The following is a 25,861-nucleotide window of genomic DNA, read 5'->3' on the forward strand; positions in this document are numbered from 1 at the left end:
CCCCGTGATTCCCCCGAAAAGACCGAAAGCGCAAAACCGGTGCCAAGGTCGGCAAACAAGTCGGCCGACCGGCATTCACAGCGGCGCGTGCGATACACATTGTGTCCATCGGCCGCCTCCGGGCGGCAACCCGTTTTCGTACCGAAGGGAGCCTGGGACGGTGCGACACATGGCGTACGTACCCGGCGTCGCGCTCCTCGCGGCGCTCGCTGGCGGCTGCAGTGCCGGCTCCGAGGGCAGCCCGAGCGGCGCCGACAGCAAGCCGGGCAGCCCGACGGTGACCACCGCGCCCCCGGGCAAGTACCGGACCCTGCCCGCGCCCTGCCGTGCCGTACCGGGCTCCACGCTGAAGGACCTCCTGCCGGGGGTCTCGGAGCTGGCCCAGCCGCAGCAGCGGAAGGCGCTGCGGGGGACGGCGAGCGTCACGTACGACACCGACCGCAAGGTGGGCTGCACCTGGAAGGCCGACGCGCCGGACTCCACGCGGAACCTCTCGATCGACTTCGAGCGCGTCGTGTCGTACGACCCCGCCGTGAGCGACGACGACCGCGCCCGTGCCGTGTACGTGAAGAAGGAGAACGCGGCCGACCTCTCGGCCCCCACCCCCGGCACGGGCGCCGGGAAGGGCTCGACGGGGAGCGCGGAGGACGGGGAGCGGGCGGGAGCCTCCGGGAAGCCCGGTGACGCCCAGGGGGCGGCAGGCCCCTCCGCCGAAGCCGACACCGGCGGAGGCACCGGCGCCTCCGCCAGCCCCGGAAGCAGCGACGAGGACCTCCGGCCGCGCGTCCTCGACCGGCTCGGAGATGCCGCATTTCTGGATGATCTCCTCACCCGGGCAGGTTCCACCGCACAGCACCGCACGGTGAGCGTGGTATTCCGCACATCGAACGTGATCGTGACCGTCCGGTACGGCGAGCAGCCGGCCCTCGTCACCAAGGTGCCCGACAGCAAGGAACTGCAGGAAAAGGCCCAGGCACTGGCCCGGAAGCTGGCCGAGGTGATCAGCGAGTAGGGGCGGGTGCGGCGGGCTTCCGGGCGGTCCGGGGGAGCCCGACGGGGGCACCACCGGGCCGCCGCCCGTCGTAACGTGGCTTCCCGGAAGACGACCGAGACCTCCGTGCCATCCGAGTGAAGGAACCATGCACCGATCAGCTCCGCGACTGTCCCGCATCCTCGCCTGTGCCGCCGTTCCGGTGATGCTCGTAGCCGTCGGCTGCTCGTCGGACTCCGGCTCCGGCGCCGAGAAGAACGCGGGCTCCTCGTCGTCCGCCACCGCCAGCGCCGAGCCGACGAAGCCCGCGGTCGAACCGGCGAAGTACACCGACCTGCCGGACGCGTGCACCTCGATCTCGAAGAAGACGGTCAAGGACCTGGTGCCCGAGGCCAAGAAGAAGGGCGGCACCGCGGGCAGCTCCAGCGACCTCTCCGTACGCGCCAGCTGCTCGTGGAACGGCCTGGACGACAAGGGCGTCAAGGGCTCGCTCTACCACTGGCTCTCCGTCGGCTTCACCCGCTTCGACTCGGACGAGACCCTGGGCAGCGGCGCCACCCGCGCCACCGAGGGGTACACGAAGCAGATCGCCAAGGAGAAGGCGACCGAGGGCGCCCAGAAGACCGCCGCCGCGCCCGCCCCCGGCATCGGCGACGAGGCCACCGTGATCACGTACAGCCTCAACCAGACCGGCGAGGACTTCGCGTACGCCACGGTCGTGGCCCGTACGGGCAATGTCGTCGTCTCCCTGACGTACAACGGCACCGGTTACGCGGGCGCGAAGGCGCCCTCCGCCGCCGACATCCTCAAGGGCGCCCAGAAGGCGGCGAAGGAGGCGGTCGGCGAGGTCGACGCCACCGCCGCTTCCGCCGCCGCGGAGGCCACCCCGTCGGCCGGGGACGCCAAGAAGGGCGACAAGGCCGACGAGGGCGCGGACAAGGACGCGGAGAAGTCCGGCTCCGAGGCCACGCCCAAGTCGTGACCTGATCGGGTCCGGAAACCCGAACTCCCAGGCCCGCACCGGTTTTCCGGAGCCCGGCCCTCCGCCCGGGGCCGGGCTTCGCCCCTCCCCACGTCACAGGACTCGCACACATGTGCCAGGCTGTGCCAGCGCCGGACGTCGGATGCCGGACGGAGAGAAGAAGTCGGGGAGGGGAGCGCCGGTGGCCGCCATACCGCTGACACGCACGCACCGGATACTCATCGGGATCGTCGTCGCCGGTGCGGTGATCATCGCCGCGATCGGGTTCGCGGGCTCCTACGCGGCCGTGCGCGAGCTGGCCGAGGCCAAGGGGTTCGGCCAGTTCTCCCTGGTCTTCCCGATCGGCATCGACGCGGGCATCTGTGTCCTGCTCGCCCTGGACCTGCTGCTGACGTGGATGCGCATCCCGTTCCCGCTGCTGCGTCAGACGGCGTGGCTGCTGACCGCCGCGACCATCGCCTTCAACGGCGCCGCCTCCTGGCCCGATCCGCTCGGCACCGCGATGCACGCGGTGATCCCGGTCCTGTTCGTCGTCTCCGTGGAGGCCGCCCGCCACGCGGTGGGCCGGATCGCGGACATCACGGCCGACAAGCACATGGAGGGCGTACGCCTCACCCGCTGGCTGCTCTCCCCCATCCCGACGTTCAAGCTGTGGCGGCGCATGAAGCTGTGGGAGCTGCGCAGTTACGAGCAGGTCATCAAGCTCGAACAGGAGCGGCTGATCTACCAGGCCCGCCTCCAGGCCCGGTTCGGCCGCAACTGGCGCCGCAAGGCCCCGATCGAGGCGATGATGCCGCTGCGGCTGGCGAAGTACGGCGTCCCGCTCGCCGAGACCGCCCCGGCCGGACTCGCCGCCGCGGGCATCGAGCCCGCCCTCCTGCCGCCCGCCCCGAAGGCCGAACTGCCGGAGCTGCCGTACGAGCCCCAGAGGGAGCGGGAGCAGGAGCACGGGCACCAGCAGGGGCGCGAGGAGCAGGCGCCCTCGCAGGAGCAGGCCCAGCAGCACCCACAGCAACAGCAACACCAGCCGCAGCCGCAGCCGATGTCACTCCAGAAGCAGACCCCCCAGCAGCAGCCTCAGCCACAAGAGCCCCAGGAACCCCAACTCCCCCAGCAGCAGGCACCGGAGGAAGCCCCCCAGGTCCCGCCCACCCACGACAGCCCCTGGTTCGCCGCCCAGAAGCTTCCGGAGGGCCCGCACACGAGCGCGTACGACCCCGAGTACGACGAGGGCCTGGAGCCCACCCCCGCCGCCGTCCCCCTGGGCCCGGGCCGCACCCGCCCCCTCGGCGACGTCGGCACGATCGGCGCGGTCCCGCACCCCCACACGGCAGCGGAGCCGCCCGCCGCGGTGGAGCCCGTACCGGAAGTCTCGGAGGAGGCGCCCCAACTGGAGCCGTGGACCCAGGAGGACGAGGACTTCGCCAACCGGGCCTACGAGGAGTTCAGCGCGCTGACGGAGCAGGAGGGGCAGCACCCGAGCATCGAAGCCCTCGACATCACCCTGGCCGACCGGCACGACGTGCGGCACCCGCGCTCGACCGAGCTGCTCCAGAACCTGATGCCGCAGTTCAAGAACCTCTACATGCAGCGGACGACGGCCGACCAGAGCGCCTGACGCACGGCCGCACAGCATGGCGAAGAGCCGAGGCAGCCTCAATCCCAGCTGCACAGACCGGAATCGCCCGCACTGCTTTCGTCTTGCTCCGGGGCCCTCAGCCGGCGACTGACCGCAGCCGCCGGGGCGGCCCCCGGGCGGCGCCGAAGGGCATCGGACGGGGTACTGCCGGTAGGCCGTCTGAGGCAAGAACAACAAGCAGCGTACCGACTGCCTCGGCTACGGGACCGCACGATCCCGTAGCGCGTTGACGGGTCCCTGAGATCCGAGCCGGTTGACAAGTGCCCACTTCCGCACGCACCGGAGCGTCCGCCTCGGAGCGAAGGAACCCATTATTGGCCAGTGGGCAGAATCACGCGGGATCAAAATCAATAACGCCGAAAACAAAAGGCAGATCCGAACTGGGACACCCGGCAGGAAATGGGGCGCAAACCCTGGCAGCCCTATACCTCTTCCCGCTCCGACGCAGCGGCCTATCTCGAGTGGGGCTGAGGGCTGTCCCGTAAATGATCACGGTCGTGCTTGCTGACCTGCCTGCTCGGTTCAGCAGGTGATGGTGACGTTGTGGAGGCGGGCGATGCCGAGCATGGCGTGGTGAACGCCGTTGCGCTTCAAGCGGCGTCGCGGAGGATCTTCCAGCTCTTCGTCCGGGCGAAGGCGTACACCAACGACCTCTACTGCCGGAACTGGCTACACGAGGCATGGATCCTGCTGGACGAACACATCGTCCAGCTCTGGACACCGCGGATCAAAGCTCTGGACGACCGGTACAGGGCCGCGACCGTCGACGGCGACGGCCAAGCACTCGACCAGTTCCGGAGGGAGCAGACCTGCACCTCAAGGAGCCCGGCGACCCACGCGGGGTGACGCAGGACTCGCCTGGATTCCCGAAGAATCAGCATCTCGCCTGTTTGGGCAAGATCCTGAAAGCCATAGAATACCCTGCTGAACCACTCATCTGGTCGGGCAGCACGGCCGGCATACCACCCGATCACTTGAACGAACCAGTCGAGGCCCGATTTCGGATATCCCCCAGAAGTACGAGGAATGGGCCGCAGGGCGACTGGCCGAGGAACAGAGCAAAAAATGCCAAGTAGCACTGAAGGACTTCGGCAAGTGAAATAAGCGATAGAGAGGCTAACCCAGTGGATGTCGCCATAGAGCAGGCCGTCAGCCGAGAGACCGGACAGCAGCCCCCATTCCCGGATGAGTCTCTGCGGTCCGTCACCTATCTCCACGTGTACTACGCCCGCACCCTGGAAGACCTGTCACGTTGCCGAGACCTTGAGATTGTCCAACTCGTCGGCTGCGACCCCGTTGACCTGGGCCGACTGACTCATCTGGCCGAACTCTCAACGGTTGTCGTCGAATTCGGAAGTCTCAAGGATCTCGCCGGAGTGCAAAATCTTCCGTCACTACGGCGATTCTCGGCAGGGATGAACATGATCGAAGATCTCACCCCGCTCCTGGAGTGCCCGAAACTAAGGCGGCTGGATGTACGTGGGAACCCTCTGTCCGAGCACTCCTATCGGACGCTGGCTCCTCAACTGGAGAAGAAAGGTATCCACGTCTCTCTGTCCGACGAATCCGAATGGAAGATGACGCTCGATCTACGGCGCCACGGATTCCCTTACTCATTTTACAAGGCGCACGATGGGACCAGGATTTGCCGTCCCGGCCTGGCGCTCACCGACATGCCCGACAAGAGCCACCCCATCGTGGATCGAGAGGAACTGGAGGAGTTGCTCGACCACCAGCCGGAAACCATCCCGAAACTCTTCGAACGGGACGACAGAATGCCTACTACTTTTGCCCCGTAGTCCCGAAACGAGTCGAGTGACAACGTTCCTGGGACGGTCGGCACGCAGGCTTCTGCGGCGCGTTGATTCAAAACTTCTCCGCCGCAAGGGCCTGCCCGGTGCGGTTCCGTGCCGCGCGCGTCACCCTTAACCTTGATCTTTCTTGACGGACCGGAAATCAGAAACCCGCACTTACTACAGTGTGTTCGCGTGACGGCCCGATACCGATGCCCCGTCGCACGAACCTGTTGACCCCAGATGAACAACAGGCTACCGTCCTCTCCGTCCCAAGAATCAGACGGGCCGAATCCTCATTCTCGGAGCACCACGAAAGCCCTGCGGGAAAGGCCACGATCCCAGCGCGGGCAGGATTGCAGAACGCCACCTGATGAACCCCTCGGGCCTGGGTCTGCGCAGCTCCGGCGCTCCGATCGCCCTGCGTCTCACCCGCCCCGGCCAGCCCGGCGTGCCTCATCACCCAGGCCGGTTGCCACCTGTCGGCCCTCTGGTCCTGGGCTGCTGCCCGACCTCACTCACCTGGGATGGACCCCGTGGACGAACTCTCAGATCCAGCAGTACAGACAGCACTGAAGCGTCACCTCGGGCATGCTGCTCCCTTCAGCGAGAAGGAACTGAGTAGCGTAGAGGACCTGCATGTCCGGCATGCCCGGAGCCTCTTCGGATTGAACCGGTGCAGCAACCTGGAGGTGCTCACCGTTGTGGGGTGCGACGCCGCCATCGACCTGGCCGATGTGATCATGATCGAACGCTTGAGAAGCCTGAACGTGAGGGACAGCGGCCTCAACAGCCTCGACGCCCTGGCCGAGAGGCCCTGGACCACGACTCTCAGCTGCTACATCCCCAGAAACTGCATCACCGACGTTACGCCTCTGACCCGGATCCCCAGGCTGCAGAACGCGGACCTGACAGGCAACCCCCTGTCCGAGCACTCCTACAGGAAGGTCGTTCCGGCTCTCCGGGAGCAGGGCACACGCGTCCTGATCTCCGACGAACTCGAATGGAAGCTCACGCGTCACCTTCACGAGCAAGGCGTTCCGGTCTCCTGCTACAAGAAGAAGGACGCATTCGCCCTGTGCCGCCCGGGGATGAAACTCACCGAGTTCCCCGATTTCGGGCACGTGGAGATCCAGGAGAAGGAAGTGGAATCACTTCTCCACGGAAACCCTGAAAGCGCACTTCGCTTCTTTCCCGATGTACTGGAATCGGCTCCAGGAAGTGCGCACCGAAGCCCGTGATCTCCCGCATCAGGCCATGCGGGGCCAGGGCATGACTCCGGCCGTCGACGCCACCGGTTCGATTTCACCCCCGCAGCACTGAGCTCTCGACGGAAAGGGCCGCCGCCCGGGAGGGGTTCCCGGGGCGGCGGCCCTTCGCCGTAGTCACGTACGTACGGACGGACGCTACGCGCCCAGCAGCCTCCGCACCCGGTCCGCACCCACCGCGAGGAGCAGCGTGGGCAGGCGCGGGCCCGTGTCGCGGCTGACGAGAAGCCGGTACAGCAGCACGAAGAACGACCGCTGGGCGGCCTTCAGTTCGGGCGTCGGCTTGGCGTCCGGCTCCAGGCCCGCCAGGACCTTCGGCACGCCGTAGACGAGCGTGGTGAGCCCGTCCAGCGACCAGTGCGTGTCCAGCCCCTCCAGGAGGAGGCGCAGCGACTCGCGGCCCTGGTCGTCGAGCGAGCCGAGGAGCTCCTTGTCGGGCTCGTCGCGGACGATGGTGCGGGCCTCGGCCGGGACCTGGGTGGTGATCCAGTTCTCGGCGCGGTCCAGGCGCGGGCGCGCCTCGTCCAGCGAGGTCAGCGGGTTCTCCGAGTCGAGCTCGGTGAGGATGCGCAGGGTCTGGTCCTCGGCTCCGGCGGTGATGTCGGCGACCGAGGCGAGCGTCCGGTACGGCAGCGGGCGCGGGGTGCTCGGGAGCTCCCCGGCCGCCGTGCGGACGGCCCGCGCGTACGCGGCGGCGTCGGCGGGCAGCACCGTGCCGTCCTCGACCTTGCGGACCAGCGAGTCCCACTCGTCGTACAGCCGCTGGATCTCCTGGTCGAAGGCGATCTTGAACGACTGGTTGGGCTTGCGGCGCGCGTAGAGCCAGCGCAGCAGCGGCGCCTCCATGATCTTCAGCGCGTCGGCCGGGGTGGGCACCCCGCCCTTGCTGCTGGACATCTTGGCCATGCCGGAGATGCCGACGAAGGCGTACATGGGCCCGATGGGCTGCACACCGCCGAAGACCTCGCGGACGATCTGGCCGCCGACGACGAAGGACGAGCCGGGCGAGGAGTGGTCGACGCCGCTGGGCTCGAAGATCACGCCCTCGTACGCCCAGCGCATCGGCCAGTCGACCTTCCAGACCAGCTTGCCCCGGTTGAACTCGTTGAGCCGGACCGTCTCGGCGAAGCCGCACGCCGAGCAGGTGTAGTTCAGCTCGGTGGTGTCGTCGTCGTACGAGGTGACGACGGTGAGGTCCTTCTCGCAGTTGCCGCAGTACGGCTTGTACGGGAAGTAGCCCGCGCTGTTGCCGCTGCCGTCGTCCTCGGCGGCGGCGCCGGAGCCCTCGGCGGCCTCCAGCTCGGCTTCGTCGACCTTCTTCTGCTGCGGCTTCTTACCGCCCTTGCCCTGAGCCGCCGACGGGTCCTTCTTCGTCCGGTAGCGGTCGAGTACGGCGTCGATGTCGGCCCGGTGCTTCATCGCGTGCAGGACCTGCTCGCGGTAGGTCCCGGCGGTGTACTGCTCCGTCTGGCTGATTCCGTCGTACTCGACGCCCAGCTCGTCCAGGGCTGCCGTCATGGCGGCCTTGAAGTGCTCGGCCCAGTTCGGGTACGCCGAGCCGGCCGGGGCGGGCACCGAGGTCAGCGGCTTGCCGATGTGCTCGGCCCAGGACGCGTCCACGCCCGGGACCCCGTTCGGGACCTTCCGGTAGCGGTCGTAGTCGTCCCAGGAGATCAGGTGGCGCACGGTGTACCCGCGGCGGCGGATCTCGTCGGCGACCAGGTGCGGGGTCATGACCTCGCGGAGGTTGCCGAGGTGGATCGGGCCGGACGGTGACAGGCCGGAGGCGACGACGACCGGTTTGCCAGGCGCACGACGCTCCGATTCGGCGATGACATCGTCCGCGAAGCGGGAGACCCAGTCGGTCTCGGTGCTGGTCTGACTCTCGGCCACGGTCGGCACGTCCTTCTCTCGTTCTGTCGGTCCCAGTGGGTTACCGACCATTCTCCCAGCTACCCCCCGCAGCGCGAAAACGGCTTTACGCCCCGTGGGATACTGGACCGATCCCTTGTACCCCTACGGAAACGGCAGCCCGTCCCATGCCTGAGCACGGCTCGGTCCCTTCCCTCGCTTCCACGCTCCAGCAGCAGCTGGCGGACGCTCTGACGGCGGCCCTGCCGGAGGCCGGTACCGCGGACCCGCTGCTGCGCCGAAGCGACCGGGCCGACTTCCAGGCGAACGGCATCCTCGCCCTCGCCAAGAAGCTCAAGGGCAACCCGCGCGAGCTCGCGGGCCAGGTCACCGCCGCCCTCCCGGCGGGCGGGCTGATCAAGGACATCGAGGTCTCCGGCCCCGGCTTCCTCAACATCACGCTCACCGACCGGGCGATCCTCGAGAAGCTGGCCGCCCGGGCGGCGGACGGCGAGGGCAGGCTCGGCGTGCCGCTGAGGCCGGACGCCGGGAAGACGGTCATCGACTACGCCCAGCCCAACGTGGCCAAGGAGATGCACGTCGGCCACCTGCGCTCGGCGGTCATCGGTGACGCGATGGTCCGGATTCTGGAGTTCACCGGTGAGGACGTCGTCCGGCGCCACCACATCGGCGACTGGGGCACCCAGTTCGGCATGCTCATCCAGTATCTGATCGAGCACCCGGGCGCTCTGAAGCACGAGGGCGGCGCCACGGACGGCGAGGCGGCCATGTCGACGCTGAACCGCGTCTACAAGGCGTCGCGTGCGCTGTTCGACGCGGACGAGGACTTCAAGGCGCGTTCGCGGGACCGGGTGGTCGCCCTCCAGGCCGGGGACCCGGAGACGCTGGAGCTGTGGCAGGGCTTCGTCGACGAGTCGAAGATCTACTTCCACTCCGTCTTCGACAAGCTCGACATGGAGGTCCGCGACCCCGACATCGTCGGTGAGTCCGGCTACAACGACATGCTGGAGGAGACCTGCCGCATCCTGGAGGAGACGGGGGTCGCCGTCCGCTCCGAGGGTGCGCTGTGCGTGTTCTTCGACGATGTGAAGGGCCCGGACGGCAACAAGGTCCCGCTCATCGTGAAGAAGACGAACGGCGGCTACGGCTACGCGGCCACCGACCTCTCCGCGATCCGGAACCGGGTGCAGGACCTCAAGGCCGACACCCTGCTGTACGTGGTCGACGCCCGGCAGTCGCTGCACTTCAAGATGGTGTTCGAGACGGCCCGCCGGGCGGGCTGGCTGAACGAGGACGTCAAGGCCGTGCAGCTCGCCTTCGGTACGGTCCTCGGCAAGGACGGCAAGCCGTTCAAGACCCGTGAGGGCGAGACCGTGCGGCTGGAGGACCTCCTGGACGAGGCGGTCGCCCGGGCCACGGCGGTCGTCCGGGAGAAGGCCGGGAAGGTGGGCCTGTCCGAGGAGGAGATCGTCGAGAACGGCCGGTACGTGGGCGTCGGCGCCGTGAAGTACGCGGACCTGTCGACCTCCGCCGTGCGGGACTACAAGTTCGACCTGGACCAGATGGTGTCGCTGAACGGCGACACGTCGGTGTACCTCCAGTACGCGTACGCGCGCATCCAGTCGATCCTGCGCAAGGCGGGCGACGCGGTCCCGGCCGCCCACCCGGAGCTGGAGCTCGCCCCGGCGGAGCGCGCGCTCGGTCTGCACCTGGACCAGTTCGGCGAGGTGCTCTCCGAGGTCGCGTCCGGCTACGAGCCGCACAAGCTGGCCGCGTATCTGTACCAGCTGGCGTCCCACCTGACCACGTTCTACGACCAGTGCCAGGTGCTCAGCCCGGACAACGCGCCCGAGACCGTCGAGAACCGCCTCTTCCTGGTGGACCTCACCGCCCGGACCCTGCACCGGGGCATGGAGCTGCTCGGCATCCGGACGCCCGAGCGCCTCTGACGCCCGAGCGCCTCTGACGGCACACGTTTGTACGCAGCCGCCTCTACGTACGTCGGCCCCGGCGCCTTCCACAGGTGCCGGGGCCGGTCGCGTACGTACGACGTCACTGCGGGCGCCCCAGCGTCCACCCCGACACGTCCGAGAGCCGTCCGCGCCAGAGCGGCAGCGAGACCGCGCTCATGGCCCCGCCGAGGAACGTCACGTCCCGCAGATGAATCCAGCGCGGCAGCCGGGCCGCCTCCGCGTCCTGCTCCCGCCCGTGCAGCTCCCGTACGCCCTGGTCGACCGTCTCGGGGAACTCGGCGAGCAGGTTGGCCCCCTCGCCCTCGACCTGGCGCAGGCTCCTGGCCCACTCGGCCTTCCACTGCTCGTGCCCGATCACATCGCCGTGCAGCAGGCCGCCGGGGTGCGTGAGGGTGAGGGGCAGGCTCGAGCGCGGGTCCTCGTCGAGGAGCTGGATGAGCAGCTGGAGCTGGAGATCGGGCAAGGGCTCGGTGATCACCGCGGCTGACGGTGCCGGTGCCGCTGCCGGTGAGGTGTCGGCGGAGACGCTCATGGGCCCTTCCCTTCAACGACGTGGCTGCTCTCCCCGCCTGCCCGGTCAGGCCCGGAGCACACCCGAACAGACCGGCCTCAGAGATAGCGCCGGATCGGCAGGACGGCCGCTTCCCGCACCCGCTGGAGGACATCGCGCCGCTTCCACCGCCCGCGCTCGATCAGCACGCTCTTCTCCCGGTCCTCGTCGAAGTGGCCGTCGAGCGCGGCCGTGAACTCCCCGTCCAGGACGGCGAGCATGACCTCCTCGTCGTGGTCCAGGGAGCGCCGGTTGAAGTTGGTGGAGCCGATGAGGGAGGCGATCCGGTCGATGGTGACGGCCTTGGTGTGCATCATCGTCGGCTGGTACTGGTAGATCTTCACCCCGCACGCGGTCAGCTCCTCGTAGTGGCGCTGACCGGCGAGCTGGCAGACCCGCTTGTCGGTGTGCGGGCCCGGCAGCAGGATCTCGACCTCCACCCCGCGCCGGGCGGCGGCGCAGAGCAGACCGGTGAAGTAGTCGTCGGGCGCGAAGTAGGCCGTGGTGAGGCGGATGCGCTCCTCGGCGGATTCGAGGACGACCCGCATCAGGGTCTGCATGTCCTGCCAGCCGAAGGACGACGATCCGCGCACGACCTGCACAACCGCGCCCCCGTGCCGGCCGCTCTCCACGAACCGGTCGCGCTCGTCGAACAGCTCCTCCTGGCACTCCGCCCAGTTCTGCGCGAAGGCGGCGGCCAGCCCGTCGACGGCGGGCCCGCGCAGCCGGACATGGGTGTCCCGCCACTCGTTCTCGTTGCGCGCGTCGCCGCACCACTCCTCGGCTATCCCGACGCCCCCGGTGAACGCGGTGGACTCGTCGATGACGAGCACCTTGCGGTGGCAGCGGTGGTTCTGCTTGAGCGGGGAGAGGTGGAGCGGCTTCCGGAACCAGGCGATGGTCACCCCCGCCTCGTCCATCAGCGCGAGCTGGTCCTTCTCGATCAGGCGGCAGCCGAAGCCGTCGAGCATCAGCCGGACCCGGACGCCCGCGCGGGCCCGGTCGGCGAGCGCCTCGGCGAACTCGTGCGCGATGTCGCCCCGCCAGTAGACGAAGGTCATCATGTCGACGGTGTGCTCGGCGGACCGGATCGCCGCCAGCATCGCGCCGAAGATCTCGTCGCCGTTGCGGAGCGGGACGAGCGCGTTGCCCTCGGTGGCGGCGATCCCGATCAGCCGCTCCAGCCTGCGTCTCAGCCGCTGGGAGCGCTCCTCGCAGACGCGCGGGTCGAGCTGTTCGGCCGGGGCGGAGCCCCCTGCACGGCCCCGGTCGCGCGGATCGGGTTCGGCTGCTCGTTCGGAGGCTTCGGCTATGCCGGACATCGGTCACCTGGGGGTACGGGAACGGGGCGGCCCGTCGACCGGCGCGCGCACGCGGCACCGGCGCGGGCTGCCAGGGCCTCGCCGACTGTACTCCCGGCCGCGCTCCCGGTCTCCGGTGCGTCCGGGCACGCCTCGGCCCGCCGTCTCCCCCGCTCCGTCCCGCACCGCTCGCCCGCCCCGGACTCCGCGTCCCGGCGGTCCGATCCGGCCGAAATCCTCCACCCCCAGGCCCGATGTGACTATGGTTAGCCTAACCTAACTAACGGCTCGTCTCCGGTCGTCCGAAACGCGCCGCCCGCCCCCGGACACCCACGCCCCCGGAGGACCCGTTGACGTCCGCGCCACCGCTCTCCCCGCTCACCACCAGCGAGGCCCTCCCGCTCGACGGCCACCTGGTGCATCTGCCGCCCGCCCCGCCCGCCGGCCTCGCCACCGCGACCGAGGTCGTCCGCGACCACCTCACACGGCTCGGCGCCCGGTTCGGCCCCAGCTCGCGGTCCTGGCACGGGAGCACGGCCGCGGCGCGGGACCCGTACACCCCCACCGGACCCGGCACCGGCCACCCGTACACCCCCACCGGCCCCGAAACCGTCATCGGCCTCAGCGGCCCGCACCACCCCCCGGGCACGGAGCTGACCCTGCGCGGCTGGCCCGCCGGGGACCCTGCCCCCTTCGACGAGACCACCGCCCAGGCCGCGACCGGCCTCATGGCCCTCCACGGCCGCGCCAACGGCGGCCCCCGCCCGCTCGGCACCGACTTCCTCTCCACCCTCGCCGGGGTCGCCGCCACCCAGGCCCTCCTGGCCGCCGCCCTCTCCGGGCTGCGCGGCACCCCGGTCCGCACCGCGCGGGTCAGCGTGACGGAGGCGGCCCTCTTCTCGCTGAGCCCGTACGTGGCCGCCGCGACCGCCGGGGACGAGCCGGAGGAGGTCCCCAGCCCGCCCTACCGCCGCGCCGCCCGGCCCCCGTTCCGCTCGGCGGACGGGGTGCGGTTCGAGGTGGAGGCGCTGGAGGTCCAGCCCTGGCGCGACTTCTGGAAGGCGACCGGCGCCCCCGCCAAGGACATCGCGAACAGCTGGCGCGCCTTCGCCGCCCGGCACGCCCGCGCGGCCTCCCCACTGATCACGACGCTCGCCCAGTGCGCGGCCCGCCACTCCTACGCCGAGCTCCGCCTGATCGCCGAGCGCACCGGGATGGGCCTCTGCGCCCTGCGCACGCTCGCGGACCGGCGGGCCGACAGCGACGTACGGTACGACGACGACCCCTGGGAGCTGCGCGAGCTCCCCCGGGACGACGGCCTGCCGGACATCCCCCACCGGGGCACCCGCCACCCCTCCCTCCTCCCGCTCCCCCTCACCGGCCTCACCGTCGTCGAGTCCACCCGGCAGCTCCAGGGCCCCCTGGCCACCGCCGTGCTGCGGGCGCTCGGGGCACGCGTCATCCGGATCGAGCAGCCGGGCGGCGACCCCTCGCGCGGGGCGGCGCCCCTGGTGGACGGGGTCTCGGCCCGGTTCACGGCGCTCAACGCGGGCAAGGAGGTCCGGCACATCGACGTCCGTACGGCGGCGGGGCGCCGCGCGGTCGCCGAGACCGTGGCGGAGGCGGACGTCTTCCTGCACACCTGGGCCCCGGGCGAGGCGGCCCGGCTCCGCCTGGACGAGGAGGACCTCGCCCGCGCCCGCCCCGGGCTGATCTACGCCTGGGCCTCCGCCTGGGACCGCGCCCCCGGCGCACCCCGCCCGCCGGGGACCGACCCGATGGTCCAGGCGTGGTCGGGCGTGGCCGACACCGTACGGACCCCGGACGGCAGCCCGGCCCCCTCCCTGGTGGCCCTGCTCGACGTGCTGGGCGGCCAGATCGCGGCCGAGGGCATCCTGGCGGCGCTGCTGGCCCGTGAGTCAGGAGCGGCCACCGGGCGGCTCCGCGTCGACACCTCTCTGCTCGGGGCCTCCCGGGTCCTGCTGCGGCCCCAGCTGCGCGGCCTGGACGAGCTCCCGGCGACCACCCCGCCGCCGACGGCCGGTTTCGTCGCCCCGACCGCCGACGGCCTGATCGCGGTCGGCGCGGCGCCGGAGACGGCCCTCGCCGCGACCGGCGACCCGCTGCCGCACCGGACCACGAAGAACGCGCCCGCGCAGTTCACCACCGCCCCCTCCGCCACCTGGCTGAAGCGGCTGACCGCGGCGGGAATCCCCGCCCGCGAGGTGGTCACCGACCTCGCCGATCTCCCCCAAGCCCCTTCCCTCGCCCCGTACTTCACCCATGACGGCTGCGCCCGGCCCACACCTCCCTGGAGTTTCTCGTGAGCGTCGCCACCACCGCCGTGAACGCCACCGCCTGGGTACCGGCCACCCCCGGGAGCCCCGCACCCGGCCCGCTCCGGGCCCACTTCCCCGCCCACTCCCACGACGAGGCGGTGGCCGCCGCGCGGGCGCTGGTGCCCCGGCTCCGGGCGTACGCGGCCGAGGCCGACCGGCAGCGCGTCCTGTCGGCCGAGGCCGTGCAACTCCTCGACACGGCCCGCCTCTTCGATGTCCTGACCCCGCGCGTCTGGGGCGGCAGCGGCCTCGGCTTCGCCACCGCCCTCCTGACCGCGGAGGAGCTCTCCCGGGGCTGCGCGTCGGCGGGCTGGCTGTGCGCGGTCATGGGCGGCACCACCTGGACGGTCGCCCAACTCCCCCCGGAAGCACGCCGGGAGGTCTTCGCCGCGCCCTCCACCCGGGTCGCCCTGCAACTCCGCCTCAGCGGCCCGCCCGCCCAACGGGTGCCCGGCGGCTTTCTGTTGCGCGGGATGTGGGGCCGCTTCTGCTCCGGCATCGACCACGCCCAGTGGATCGTCGCCGGGGTGAACGCCCCGCCCGCCCCCGGCGCCGAACCGGAACCGCACGTCATGCTCCTCCCACAGGAGCGGACCGTGGGCATCGACGACTGGCACACGAGCGGTCTGCGCGGTACGGGCAGCCGCTCGTTCACCGTCCCCGAACTCCGCGTCCCCGCACACCGCGTGCTCCCGCTGAGCGCCCTGAACCCGCTGGTCCCCGCGCCGTACGGCCGCCCGAGGACGGCCGCGTACCGGATGGCACCCGACGCCGTCGGCACGGTGGCGTTCGCGGGCGTCCTCCTCGGCACGGCACGGGCGGCCCTGGACGCCTACGCGGGCCCGGCCCGGGACGGGCGCGGCTCCGGGCTCGACGCCACCGCGCTCACCGCCACCGTCGACACCGCACGCGCGCTGCTCCTCGCCGATCTGGAGATGCTCGCCGCCTCCGGCACCCCCGGCGGCACCCCGGAGGAGCGGGCCCGGATGCGCCGGACCATCGCGTACGCGGGGACGCGGTGCCGCGAGGTCGTCAACACGGTGTACGAGGCGTCCGGTTCGGCCGTGATCTACGACGACTCCCCGGTCCAGCGCATCTGGCGCGACGCCAACACCGCCGCCCAGCACCCCGCGTTCGACCTCCGCCGCTGGGGGCAGTCCCCCTCCTGAGACGGGGTCCGGCCGCTGCCACGGACAGCGGCCGGACCCTCCTCAGCCTCTGCGGGAACGGCTCAACCCGCTTGGTACGGCTCCCACTTCACCTCGTCGTTGCCGTACGCGTACGCGGGCCGCCCCCGCATCCCGCTCGTCCGGAACGGCTTCCCGTGGTCGTCGATCCGCAGCATCCCCTCACGCCCGCCGCTGCTCCACTTCAGCTCCAGGTACCAGGTCACGTCGTACCCGGCGGCCTTCATGTCGAGGTTGAGGACCTCCACGTCCTCGGAGGACACCTTGAACGGGAAGGGCCGAGCGGGAAGCGTACGGTCGCCCTGCGTCCCCGGTACGGGAGTGATGACCGGGTGCCCCGTGTCGAGGTCGGAGGCGAAGGTCTGCGGCACGATGCTGCTGCCGCAGCCGTTGCCCATCAGGTACGCCGACCAGGGCGGCGGCGACTTCCGGGACACCACCCGCACGTACAGGCCCTTCAGGACGACCGCCTCACGCACGGTGCCCTGCACGGTCAGCTGGAGCAGCGTGTTCCCGCCCTCCACCCCGCCGTACTTCCGCGCCCAGCCACGCCGGTCCTGCGGCGGGGGCGGCGGATCGACGCCCTCCGGCCCCCGGTTCAGCAGGTAGAACTGCCCGCAAGGCTCCTCCCAGTTGTACGAGGAGAGGGTGACGGCCGGGGGTGCGCCGAGGCCCGTACCGGGGGCGGCGGACCCGTCGTCCTCCGGCGGTTCGTCGGCCGAGGGCTCGGCCGACGGTTCGCCGGAGGGTTCGTCTGCGGACTCGTCGGCGGACCCGGACGGGGAGGGGTCCCCGGAGGGAGCGGCGGAGTCCGGGGAGCCGGAGGGGCCGGGCGAGGTGGTGGCGGGCGGGAAGAAGGTGTCGTCGCCCGCCCGCTCGCCCCGCCCCGGAGCCGCCGCCCCGCCCTCCGCCCGCGCCCCGACGAGATCAGCGGCGACGACGGAGGTGGGGACGAGGAGGGCGGCAACCCCGGCGGCGGCGATGAGCACCCGCGTACGCCGGGAGAGCCGGGCCCACGGGGAGCGACCGCCGCCCACCGCGTCAGCGACCGGTACCTCGGCCGGTGCGACACCAGCGGCCGAGGACTCCGGAACAACAGGTTCCGGATCAGGGACAACAGGAGCAGAAGCAACAGCAGCAGGAGCCGGAACAGGAGCAGACGCGGGCGCAGGAGCCGGAGCGGGCGCCACCACCCCCGCCCCCGCCGGTCGCCGCCGGGCCGCGTCCGCCACGATCCACCGCCGGTGCAGCTCCACCAGCTCGTCGCCCGTCGCCCCGCACAGCCGGGCGAACCGCTCGACCGGGGCGTACTCGTTGGGCACCGCGTCACCGTTGCAGTACCGGTGAAGGGTCGATGTGCTGACGTGCAGTCTCCCCGCGAGCACCCCGTAGCTGCGCCCCGAACGGCCCTTCAGTTCCTTGAGCAGGGCCGCGAAATGCTCGGCCTCCGGCGTAGCCACGAAGGCGCTCCCTCCCTCTTCCGTCCCGGAACGGCGTTCCAGGGACATCACGTTCCCGCAGGTCACCGTATGCGTAGACGTTCCGGCGTCCCCAATGGTTGGCCGGGCGTTGCGGCCGGAATCCGTCACCCCGCAAGCTCGGACCAGACCACGGAAACGACCGATCCACCGAACACGGGGAGTACCACCCTCATGCGCACCAACCGCATCCGCACCACCGCGCTCGCCGCCACCGCACTCGTGGCCGCCCTCTCGCTGACCGCCTGCAACGGGAACGAGGGCACGAAGAGCGCCGGTTCGGCCCCGGCGGCCTCCACCGCCCCGGAGACGCCGGAGACGCCGGAGGCATCGGAGAGCCCGGAGGCGTCGGAGGCCCCGGAGACCTCCGCGTCCCCGACCGAGGCCCCCTCCGGGAGCGCCGCCACGCCCGCCCCCGGCAACACCAACGGCACCGCCCAGAGCGCGAAGGGGACGGCGGCCAAGGACCCCGGCCCGGTCCGCACCGCCTGCACGACGGCGAACACCAAGGTGACGGTCACGAAGGTGACCCGCCCGATCAACCACCTGCTGCTCACGCTCAAGAACACCGGCTCCGGCCACTGCAACGCCTACTACGCGCCGCACCTCGGCTTCGACGGAGCGCAGTCCGTCTTCCCGATCCTGGAGGACAGCAAGCCGCAGGCCGTGACCACGCTCGCGCCCGGCGAGGAGGCGTACGCGGGCATCGGCCTCAGCGGCGAGCCGGGCCAGGGCAAGCCCCACCGGAGCAAGAACCTCACGGTGCACTTCGCCAAGAGCAACGGCTCGACCTACGACAAGCCCGCCACCCTGAAGCTCCCGTCCGAGACCTTCTGGGACGGCAACGGCTTCGTCACCTACTGGCTGTCGGACCGCGCGGACGCCCTGATGTACTGACCACTGAAACCCCAAGCAAAAGCCAGAGCTTGATGGCCTGTCACCCCGTGCCCGCCCGTACATATTTCTTGTACGGGCGTGGCGTGCGTGAAGTGCCTTCCGGGGTGGGAGTGGGACCGTATGCACCCCAGAAAGCGACCGCGCAAGAACGCGACGGCGATGAAGCTCGTGGGCCAGTTGGTTGCCCTCTTCCGTGTCGAGGCGGGCCTCACGCAGGCCCAACTGGCCGAGATCGCAGGCGTACAGGAGGACACGATCGCCTCCATCGAGCAGGGCAGACGCTCGCTGCTCCCGGATCTCGCGGCGATCCTGGACAAGCACTTCAAGACGAAGGGCGTCCTGGCGACGGCGGTCGACAACCTGCCGGATCTCGACCTGATCCCGCTCTGGGCCGAGCAGTACATCACGATGGAGAACGAGGCGCTGACGCTGTCCTGGTACGACAACCAGGTCATCCCGGGGCTGCTCCAGACGAAGGCGTACGCGGAAGCGGTGTTCAGCAACAAGATCCCGGTCTACAGCCCGGAGGAGATCGAGACGCAGACGGCGACGCGTCTGCAACGCCAGGAGATCCTGCACCGGAGCAAACCGCCCACGCTCAGCATGGTGATCTGGGAACCGGTCCTGATGATGAAACTGACCTCGGACGAGGACCACCGGGAACAGCTCCGCCACCTGTACGAAATGGCCCAACTCCCGGGCGTCTGCCTTCAGGTGCTCCCGCTCGACAGCAGGGTGCACGCGAGTCTCGCCGGCCCCTTCACCCTCCTGGAAACACCCGACCACCAGTACGCCGCCTACACCGAAACCCAACGCGGCAGCCAGCTGATCTCCGACCCGAATGAGATCAGCATCCTGGCCCAGAAATATGCGATGCTGCGAGCCCAGGCGCTCACCCCTCTTGAGACCCTGCGCCTGCTGGCCCGTTTACTGGGAGAGACATGAGCACCGCACTGAACTGGTTCAAGTCGAGCTACAGCAGCGACGAAGGGGGTCAATGCCTGGAAGTCGCCTACGACTGGCGGAAGTCGAGTTACAGCGGTAGCGAGGGCGGGCAGTGCCTCGAAGTCGCCTACAACTGGCAGAAGTCGAGCCACAGCTCCGACGAGGGCGGGGCCTGCGTAGAGATCGCCGCGCACCCCGCCGCCGTCCACATCCGCGACTCCAAGGACATCGAGGGTCCGACGTTCAGCGTCACGCCCGCCGCTTGGACCACGTTCGCCGCGTACGCCGGTACGGCCAACTAGTCGTTCTCGTACGGCCGTACGGAGCACTCCAGAACGCGACCGTCAACGGTCCCGATCAGCACGTGCCCCTGGGGCGCCACCGCGAGGGACAGTGCGGCGGTCGGTGCCCCGTCGACCTCCAGCTCGGTGTGCCAGCGCACCGAGCCGGTGTCGGCGTCCAGGCCCGTCAGGGTGCCGGAGTTGCAGGCCACGAAGACCGTGTCACCGTCGGCGTCCAGGGCGGTGGCGGGGTGATCGGTGCGGTGCTGCCACCGCACCGCACCGTCCGGTGACCGCCGTACGACGTAGGCGCCACCGGGCTGGAGCCCCTGCCCGTGGTGGACGGTCCCGGCGTGGACCAGGGACCGTCCGATGTCGACCGCGGGCCCCCCGAAATGGTGCTCCCCGGGCACCCAGGCATGAGGGAAGAGCCGCCGCAGCGTCCCGTCGGTGCCCACGGCGGTCACCCACTTGTCCCGGTGCGACGCCTCCGGGTCCATGCCCACCAGAACGTAGGGACCGTCGGCGCGACGGACCGCGAACGGGTGATTGAACGCGTCGAAGGCCCCGACCTCCGCACCGGTCTCCCCGCTGCCGAGGTCGAACATCATCAGCCGTTCGGGGCGACCGCGGCGGCCGGCCAGCGGCCTCAGGACCACCCTCCGGCCCCCGGCGACGAGAACCGCGAACACCCCCGGGCTCAGCGTCTCCAGCACCTCCCCCGTATCGACGGAGATCCGGGCCGTCCGGGGCCCGGACGTCTCCCGGCCGCCTCCGGTCCCCCTGCGGAGATCGCGGCGTTCGGCGTTGGCCCAGACCGATGTTCCGTCGGCCCCCGGAACCAGCTGGCGACCGCCCTCCTCGTCCTCGACGGCCCACGCCCGTTCCCCCGACGGCAGCCAGCACTCCGCCAGAACCCCGTCCAGAGCGGCCAGCACCCGGCCGTCGTCCGTCCCTTCGACCGCCCACACCCTCCGGCGTACGGCCCACCGCTGCCCGTCCGAGGCCGCGAGCCGCGTGAGGAGCCGCCGGGCCTCCGCCCCGCGCTCCGGCGGGAGGAAGGGCTCCGCCGGGGCGGCCAGTTCCTCGGGACCGACCGTTTCCGGCCCGACCGCGCCCCAGTCCGCACGCGTGACGACGACGGCATGACCCTGTTCATGTGCGCGCGGGTTGTTCCAGTCGTCGCACGGCGCGAGGACCAGGCCCAGCTCGGTCGCGCTGCGCCACTCCACGTCGTGCACCTGCCGTGGGTACCGCAGGGCGGAGACCACATCGCCGGTGTCCAGGCGGATCAGCAGCAGTTCGCCCTCGAACGAGTAGCCGCCGTCGTAGCTCCCGGTGCCGACGGCCAGCAGGGGGAGGCCGGGGTGAAAGGCGAGGGACCGTACGGGGTACCGGGACCGCACCAGGTTCCGGCACCGCAGGCCGTCCTGCTCGTAGATCCCGATCCGGTGTCCCGTCCACCCGGATTCCGCGGCCGCGCCGCCGCTCCACTGGACCGGCCCGAGGTCCCCGCCCACGGCAACCCTCCGCGCACGCTCGTCGACGACGGCCGACGCCGGTTCTCCGATCTCGGCGAACGGCCCGCCGCCGAACACGCGCCGGACGACGGGGACACGGGTCGTACGGGTCATACAGGGTCCCTCCCAGGGGCAGCGGCTCAGTCGCCCCGGACCGTCGCGTACCGCAGGAGCACCACCCCGTTGCCGAACGCCCGGGTCTCCAGCAGCCGCAGCCCCTGACGGCTGTCCACGTCCCGGAAGAAGGGGCGCCCGCGCCCCAGGAGCACGGGGTGAACGTAGACACGGTACTCATCCACGAGATCCAGCCGCCGGAACGTCTCCAGCAGCCCCGCCCCACCGGCCACCAGGTCCCCCGATGCGGCATCCCGCAGACCGCGCACCTGCTCGGGGTCGACCTCGCGCAGCAGGGTCGCGTTCGGCCCCACGGTCTCCAGCGTCCGGGAGTACACGTACTTCGGCATCCCGCGCCAGATGCCCGCGAACTCGGCCATCGGCCCTTCGTTGGCGGGGTCCTGATCGGCGGTCGGCCAGAACTCCTCCATCAGCTCGTAGGTGACGCGCCCTTCGACGAACGCGCCCATCGTGCGGAGGTAGTCGTTGAAGTGCTGGTGCAGCTCCTCGTCGACGGTGTGCCAGTCGATGTCGTGACCGGGCCCTTCGAAGAAGCCGTCGAGGGAGACCGAGACAGAGAAAACGATCTTGTTGGTGGGCGTGTTCACGGACGTGTTCATGGGAACCACCTGCCGGATCGGCCCGATCGGCGATGACCGGGCGGCGCACAACGGGGCACGACGATACGTTCCCCGCAGCCGATCCACCGGGACATGGGCCCTTCCGCGACAGGCGTCGCCCTTGGGGTCGGTGTTCCCGGGCCGGGGCGCGTACGGTCAACGGCTCCGGCGGGGCGTCAAGTCCAGCATGCCCACCGCACTCAATCGTGCGGATATGCCCCTGTCAGGGGCCTGCGGGGCTTCTTGATCACTTAGCGTCGGCCACGCACTCCGTTGGACTTCACCGATGCCGTCCGCTCGAAGCGCGGGCGCGAACGAAGGGCTGGTCATGCCGAAGATCAAGGCGGAATTCAGGATCAACTCGAAGACGTGGGCCACCTTCGACGGATACGTGGAGCCGGACACCGCGACCGGCTACCGGTTCGAAGGCACCATCACCGCCATCACCATGCTCGACCGCAGCAGCGCCGACTTCCCCAACAAGGTGCGTATCGGGCACGGGGGCACCAAGAACAAGTACGAGCGCCTGGAGTTCGAGATCCAGGGCGTCGAGACGGAGAACACCTTCACGGTGAAGGGCCACGGAAGCCGCCAGGCCAACGACACCGTGGACTTCTACGTCGGCCTGAACAACGGCGTGACCGGCTCGTTCAAGGACGGCCCGGAGGTGACCACCGCGGTCGGGGGCCCGTCCCAGAAGCTCACCCCGGTGTACCAGAAGCGGGACTCCTACGACGCCCTGACGTACGACGTGCGCTTCGACGGTTCGGCCCGCGCCGACGGGGAGACCGGATTCGTCCTGACCGGGGCCTTCGACGGGTCCGACGGCCCCGGCACGATGACGACCCAGTCCGCGACCCTCGGGTACAAGACGGACAGCGGCTCCTGGCAGTACAAGACCTACGCGTTCAAGGACCTGCCGCAGGAGATCAGGGTCGTCGGCACCCGCAAGCCCGGTGAGGGGCTGACGCTGCAACTGGGCGCCACCAGCGGCGTCGCGAACATCTATGAGTACGGCGACCAGGAAAAGGTGACGCTGCCCGACACGTTCTGACCGGCATCTGCCGAAGCGACTCCGCAGCTTCGAGACTCCGAAGCTCCGAAGCTCCGAAGGCCCCGGCCCTCCCGCCGATCCGGTGGGAGGGCCGCCCGGTTTCGGCGGCCGGACCGCTCAGAGCCTTCCATCCCTGGCGTTGTCAGTGCCGCCGCCTAGGCTCCCCACCATGGCGACGCTCCCGAACCCCCTGCCCTCCCTGGCCACCTCCGGCCTGGACCTCCCGCCCGGCTCCCTGGTGACCGACACGATCGACGGCCCCTGGGACGAACCGCTGCTCTGGTACGCGGACGGGCCCGCCGCTCCCCGTGACTGGGCGGCCCTGCGCACGGCCGGGCGGCGGCTGGGCCTGCTGCCGGTGCTGGTCCACGGCGGCTCGCGCGACCAGTGGCCCGAGGAGTGGGACCTCTGCCCGGACACCACGACGTACGCGGGCGACCACGACGCGGACGAGGTGCTGGCGGGGTACTGGACGGCGTACGCGGACGACGAGGTGGACTCCGGGGAGGGCGGGGAGGGTTCGGGCCACGCCCCCTGGCCCGGTCTCGCCCCGGCGCCCGCTCAGGAGGGCCCGGGCGACCCGGACACAGCGGCGGCCGAGCTGGCCGACTTCATCACAGCCGACCCGGACGGCTGGCTCTCCGGGTCCCGGCTCGCGCTCGTCCCGGCCCGCCGCAGCGCGGACATACCGGCGGCGATGGGCTGGTCGGGCCCGATGAACCACGAGAACGACGTGGCCCGGCTCTGCGCGGTGCTCCGCTCCTGGGAGGACCGCTACGACGCCCGGGTCGTGGTGCTCGGCTTCGACACGATGATCGTCTCCGTGGGGCGCCCGCCGACCACACCGGAGGAGGCCCACGCCCTGGCCGCCGAGCACTACGCGTTCTGCCCGGACAACATCGACCAGTCCCCGCCGTACGATCTGGGCGTCTACGCGGAGAAGCGCGTGCTCGATCAGGAAGTGTGGTCGTTCTGGTGGGACTGACGGGCGGGTGGAACTGACGGGCTTATGCCCGGTGCCCGGGCCTGCCTGCCGGATGTACCGGATCTGCCGGATCTGCCGGATCTACCGACGGACGACTGAGCCCCGGTACTCATGCGGGCGCCGGGCCCACCGGGTTCACTCGTACGCATGCGCGACATCACACGTGACCCCCGCGGCTGGATCGCCCCGCTGACCGCCACCCTCGTGACGGTACCGGCGGGGTTCATCGCCCTGCTCTTCGGCGGCCTCACCCCGATGGCGTGCGACGCGTGCAACGGCGCGGCGGCCGACCGCTTCGACGCGAGCTTCGGCCCCGCGTGGACCGTCCTGTGGGTGGGGCTGCTCATCGCCCTGCTGGTGCTGATCGCGGGCTGGACCACCCCCTGGCAGGTTCGCAACGCGTCCCGCCGTCTGGCCCTGGCGCTCACCGCGCCTGCCACCGTCCTGGTCACTTTCGTAGCATTCATGGCACTGGTCGACTGGCCCTGACAGAAAGTGTCCACCCCCATGAACGACACGAACCCCCCGACCACGGCAGCCGCGGCAGCGGCCGAAGCCGCCGAACGCCTGATAGCCGAGTTCCGCGCCCTGCCCCCGGGCAGTGACCGCAAGCGCGAGATCATCACCGAACTGGACGCCAACGCCCAGGCGTTGCCGTTCCTCGTGTCGGTGGTCGCCGACGCCGAGGAGTACGGCCTCGCCCGCGTCGAGAGCGCCACCGTCCTGCGCCTCTGGCCCCCGGCCGACCCCGACCTCCGCCGCCGCGCGGGCCGTGCCCTGCTCACCGCCCTGCGGGACCCGGAGGAGGACCTCGTCCGCCAGTACGCGGCGATGTCGCTGGCGCCCTACACGTCCGACCCGCTGGTGGCGATGGCCCTGGACTCCACCGCCCGCGCGGACCAGGACCCGCTCGTACGGGACAGCGCCCGCTTCTCCATCAAGGAGGCCCACCGGCTCCAGGAGACCGGAGCCGGCGGCCCCTGAGACCTCGGCCCCCGGCCGGGGTTCAGCCCCGGCCCGCGTCCCGGCCGAGCCACTGGGCGACCTCGGTCGCCCAGTAGGTGAGGATCATCTGCGCCCCGGCCCGCCGGATACCGGTCAGGCTCTCCAGGACCGCCTTGTCCCGGTCGATCCAGCCCTTCTCGGCGGCGGCCTCGATCATCGCGTACTCGCCGCTGATCTGGTACGCCGCGACCGGCACGTCCACCGCGTCCGCGACCCTGGCGAGGATGTCCAGATACGGTCCGGCGGGCTTCACCATGACCATGTCGGCGCCCTCCTCCAGGTCGAGCGCCAGCTCCCGCAGCGACTCCCGGGCGTTGGCCGGGTCCTGCTGGTAGGTCTTGCGGTCGCCGCTCAGCGAGGAGCCGACGGCCTCGCGGAAGGGCCCGTAGAAGGCGGAGGAGTACTTCGCGGTGTAGGCGAGGATCGACACGTCCTCGTGGCCGGTCTGGTCCAGGGCGTCCCGGATCACGCCGACCTGGCCGTCCATCATCCCGCTGGGGCCCACCACATGGGCCCCGGCGTCCGCCTGGACCTGGGCCATCTCCGCGTACCGCTCCAGGGTCGCGTCGTTGTCCACCCGCCCGTCGGCGTCCAGGACCCCGCAGTGACCGTGGTCGGTGTACTCGTCCAGGCACAGGTCCGACATGACGACCAGGTCGTCCCCGACCTCCTCGCGCACCGCCCGCAGAGCGACCTGGAGGATGCCGTCCGGGTCGGTGCCCGCCGTGCCCTGGGCGTCCTTCTTCGCGTCCTCCGGCACCCCGAAGAGCATGATCCCCGAGACCCCGGCCGACACCGCCTCGACGGCCGCCTTCCGCAGGGTGTCCAGGGTGTGCTGGTGCACGCCGGGCATGGCCGAGATGGCGACCGGGGCGTCGATGCCCTCCCGTACGAACGCGGGGAGGATCAGGTTCGCCGGGTCGAGCCGGGTCTCGGCGACCATCCGCCGCATCGCCGGGGTCGTCCGCAGCCGCCGGGGGCGGGAGCCGGGGAAGTTTCCGTACGCAGTCATCCTCCGACGATAGACCCGCCCCCACCGCCCGCTTACCGACACCGGCGCCGGGAAA

22 protein-coding genes and 1 pseudogene are annotated in these 25,861 nt (G+C 70.8%); 16 read left to right on the forward strand and 7 right to left on the reverse strand.

Annotated elements, in window-relative coordinates:
• Positions 1 to 169 precede the first annotated feature (169 nt).
• The 6 genes and pseudogenes from B7C62_14050 (at position 170) to B7C62_14075 (ending at position 6,646) form a co-directional block, all read left to right on the forward strand.
• A complete protein-coding gene (locus B7C62_14050) occupies positions 170 to 1,012 on the forward strand; it encodes a hypothetical protein (GenBank protein ARF73265.1) in 843 nt (280 codons plus the stop codon).
• A gap of 127 nt (positions 1,013 to 1,139) precedes the next feature.
• On the forward strand, positions 1,140 to 1,973 hold the full coding sequence (locus tag B7C62_14055; GenBank protein ARF73266.1) for a DUF3558 domain-containing protein: 834 nt from the start codon (positions 1,140 to 1,142) through the stop codon (positions 1,971 to 1,973).
• Between the two features lie 181 nt (positions 1,974 to 2,154).
• Positions 2,155 to 3,591, forward strand: a complete 1,437-nt coding sequence (locus tag B7C62_14060; protein ID ARF73267.1) for a hypothetical protein — start codon at positions 2,155 to 2,157, stop codon at positions 3,589 to 3,591.
• 534 nt (positions 3,592 to 4,125) lie between these two features.
• Positions 4,126 to 4,413, forward strand: a pseudogene (locus tag B7C62_14065) (hypothetical protein).
• Positions 4,414 to 4,736: 323 nt separating this feature from the next.
• Positions 4,737 to 5,411 carry a hypothetical protein gene (locus B7C62_14070; GenBank protein ID ARF73268.1) on the forward strand — a complete coding sequence of 225 codons (675 nt, stop codon included), beginning with the start codon at positions 4,737 to 4,739 and terminating at the stop codon, positions 5,409 to 5,411.
• Between the two features lie 662 nt (positions 5,412 to 6,073).
• Positions 6,074 to 6,646 (forward strand): hypothetical protein, encoded by a 573-nt coding sequence (locus B7C62_14075; GenBank protein ID ARF73269.1) that lies wholly within the window; start codon positions 6,074 to 6,076, stop codon positions 6,644 to 6,646.
• 165 nt (positions 6,647 to 6,811) lie between these two features.
• Here the strand turns inward: B7C62_14075 and B7C62_14080 are convergent, their stop codons facing one another.
• Positions 6,812 to 8,575 (reverse strand): lysine--tRNA ligase, encoded by a 1,764-nt coding sequence (locus B7C62_14080; protein ARF73270.1) that lies wholly within the window; start codon positions 8,573 to 8,575, stop codon positions 6,812 to 6,814.
• 137 nt (positions 8,576 to 8,712) lie between these two features.
• Between B7C62_14080 and B7C62_14085 the strand changes: the two genes are divergently transcribed.
• Entirely contained in the window at positions 8,713 to 10,494 is a 1,782-nt protein-coding gene (locus B7C62_14085) for an arginine--tRNA ligase (protein ARF73271.1), read from the forward strand.
• 103 nt (positions 10,495 to 10,597) lie between these two features.
• On the opposite strand, the gene B7C62_14090 is transcribed toward B7C62_14085, so the two are convergent.
• Together B7C62_14090 and B7C62_14095 are read right to left on the reverse strand one after the other, a co-directional pair.
• Positions 10,598 to 11,050, reverse strand: a complete 453-nt coding sequence (locus B7C62_14090; protein ID ARF73272.1) for a hypothetical protein — start codon at positions 11,048 to 11,050, stop codon at positions 10,598 to 10,600.
• A 77-nt stretch (positions 11,051 to 11,127) separates the two neighbouring features.
• Positions 11,128 to 12,390, reverse strand: coding sequence for a cardiolipin synthase B (locus B7C62_14095; GenBank protein ID ARF73273.1), 1,263 nt, complete (start codon positions 12,388 to 12,390; stop codon positions 11,128 to 11,130).
• 329 nt (positions 12,391 to 12,719) lie between these two features.
• Here B7C62_14095 and B7C62_14100 point away from each other — a divergent pair, with 329 nt between their 5' ends.
• Positions 12,720 to 14,696 carry a CoA transferase gene (locus B7C62_14100; protein ARF73274.1) on the forward strand — a complete coding sequence of 659 codons (1,977 nt, stop codon included), beginning with the start codon at positions 12,720 to 12,722 and terminating at the stop codon, positions 14,694 to 14,696.
• A 17-nt stretch (positions 14,697 to 14,713) separates the two neighbouring features.
• On the forward strand, positions 14,714 to 15,877 hold the full coding sequence (locus B7C62_14105; protein ID ARF77158.1) for an acyl-CoA dehydrogenase: 1,164 nt from the start codon (positions 14,714 to 14,716) through the stop codon (positions 15,875 to 15,877).
• Positions 15,878 to 15,939: 62 nt separating this feature from the next.
• On the opposite strand, the gene B7C62_14110 is transcribed toward B7C62_14105, so the two are convergent.
• On the reverse strand, positions 15,940 to 17,355 hold the full coding sequence (locus B7C62_14110; GenBank protein ID ARF77159.1) for a transcriptional regulator: 1,416 nt from the start codon (positions 17,353 to 17,355) through the stop codon (positions 15,940 to 15,942).
• Positions 17,356 to 17,547: 192 nt separating this feature from the next.
• On the opposite strand from B7C62_14110, the gene B7C62_14115 reads away from it, so the two are divergent.
• The 3 genes from B7C62_14115 (at position 17,548) to B7C62_14125 (ending at position 19,517) form a co-directional block, all read left to right on the forward strand.
• Positions 17,548 to 18,270 carry a hypothetical protein gene (locus B7C62_14115; protein ID ARF73275.1) on the forward strand — a complete coding sequence of 241 codons (723 nt, stop codon included), beginning with the start codon at positions 17,548 to 17,550 and terminating at the stop codon, positions 18,268 to 18,270.
• Positions 18,271 to 18,429: 159 nt separating this feature from the next.
• Positions 18,430 to 19,215 carry a transcriptional regulator gene (locus B7C62_14120; GenBank protein ARF73276.1) on the forward strand — a complete coding sequence of 262 codons (786 nt, stop codon included), beginning with the start codon at positions 18,430 to 18,432 and terminating at the stop codon, positions 19,213 to 19,215.
• Positions 19,212 to 19,517 carry a DUF397 domain-containing protein gene (locus B7C62_14125; GenBank protein ARF73277.1) on the forward strand — a complete coding sequence of 102 codons (306 nt, stop codon included), beginning with the start codon at positions 19,212 to 19,214 and terminating at the stop codon, positions 19,515 to 19,517. Before B7C62_14120 ends, B7C62_14125 begins: the two co-directional genes overlap by 4 nt.
• Here the strand turns inward: B7C62_14125 and B7C62_14130 are convergent.
• Together B7C62_14130 and B7C62_14135 are read right to left on the reverse strand one after the other, a co-directional pair.
• A complete protein-coding gene (locus tag B7C62_14130; protein ID ARF73278.1) occupies positions 19,514 to 21,130 on the reverse strand; it encodes a hypothetical protein in 1,617 nt (538 codons plus the stop codon). The genes B7C62_14125 and B7C62_14130 overlap by 4 nt on opposite strands.
• Positions 21,131 to 21,156: 26 nt before the next feature.
• Entirely contained in the window at positions 21,157 to 21,750 is a 594-nt protein-coding gene (locus tag B7C62_14135; protein ID ARF73279.1) for a deaminase, read from the reverse strand.
• A 328-nt stretch (positions 21,751 to 22,078) separates the two neighbouring features.
• Here B7C62_14135 and B7C62_14140 point away from each other — a divergent pair, with 328 nt between their 5' ends.
• The 4 genes from B7C62_14140 (at position 22,079) to B7C62_14155 (ending at position 24,773) form a co-directional block, all read left to right on the forward strand.
• Positions 22,079 to 22,804 carry a hypothetical protein gene (locus B7C62_14140; protein ARF73280.1) on the forward strand — a complete coding sequence of 242 codons (726 nt, stop codon included), beginning with the start codon at positions 22,079 to 22,081 and terminating at the stop codon, positions 22,802 to 22,804.
• A 169-nt stretch (positions 22,805 to 22,973) separates the two neighbouring features.
• The gene (locus B7C62_14145; GenBank protein ARF73281.1) at positions 22,974 to 23,789 is read left to right on the forward strand and encodes a hypothetical protein; all 816 of its coding nucleotides are present in this window, start codon (positions 22,974 to 22,976) and stop codon (positions 23,787 to 23,789) included.
• A 147-nt stretch (positions 23,790 to 23,936) separates the two neighbouring features.
• Positions 23,937 to 24,278, forward strand: coding sequence for a hypothetical protein (locus tag B7C62_14150; protein ID ARF73282.1), 342 nt, complete (start codon positions 23,937 to 23,939; stop codon positions 24,276 to 24,278).
• Between the two features lie 18 nt (positions 24,279 to 24,296).
• Complete coding sequence (locus tag B7C62_14155) at positions 24,297 to 24,773, forward strand: hypothetical protein (protein ARF73283.1); 477 nt, start codon at positions 24,297 to 24,299, stop codon at positions 24,771 to 24,773.
• A gap of 22 nt (positions 24,774 to 24,795) precedes the next feature.
• Here B7C62_14155 and B7C62_14160 read toward each other — a convergent pair whose 3' ends face one another.
• On the reverse strand, positions 24,796 to 25,806 hold the full coding sequence (locus tag B7C62_14160; protein ARF73284.1) for a delta-aminolevulinic acid dehydratase: 1,011 nt from the start codon (positions 25,804 to 25,806) through the stop codon (positions 24,796 to 24,798).
• Between the last annotated feature and the right edge of the window lie 55 nt (positions 25,807 to 25,861).

It is taken from the genome of Kitasatospora albolonga (genome assembly GCA_002082585.1).
Lineage (GTDB): Bacteria > Actinomycetota > Actinomycetes > Streptomycetales > Streptomycetaceae > Streptomyces > Streptomyces stephensoniae.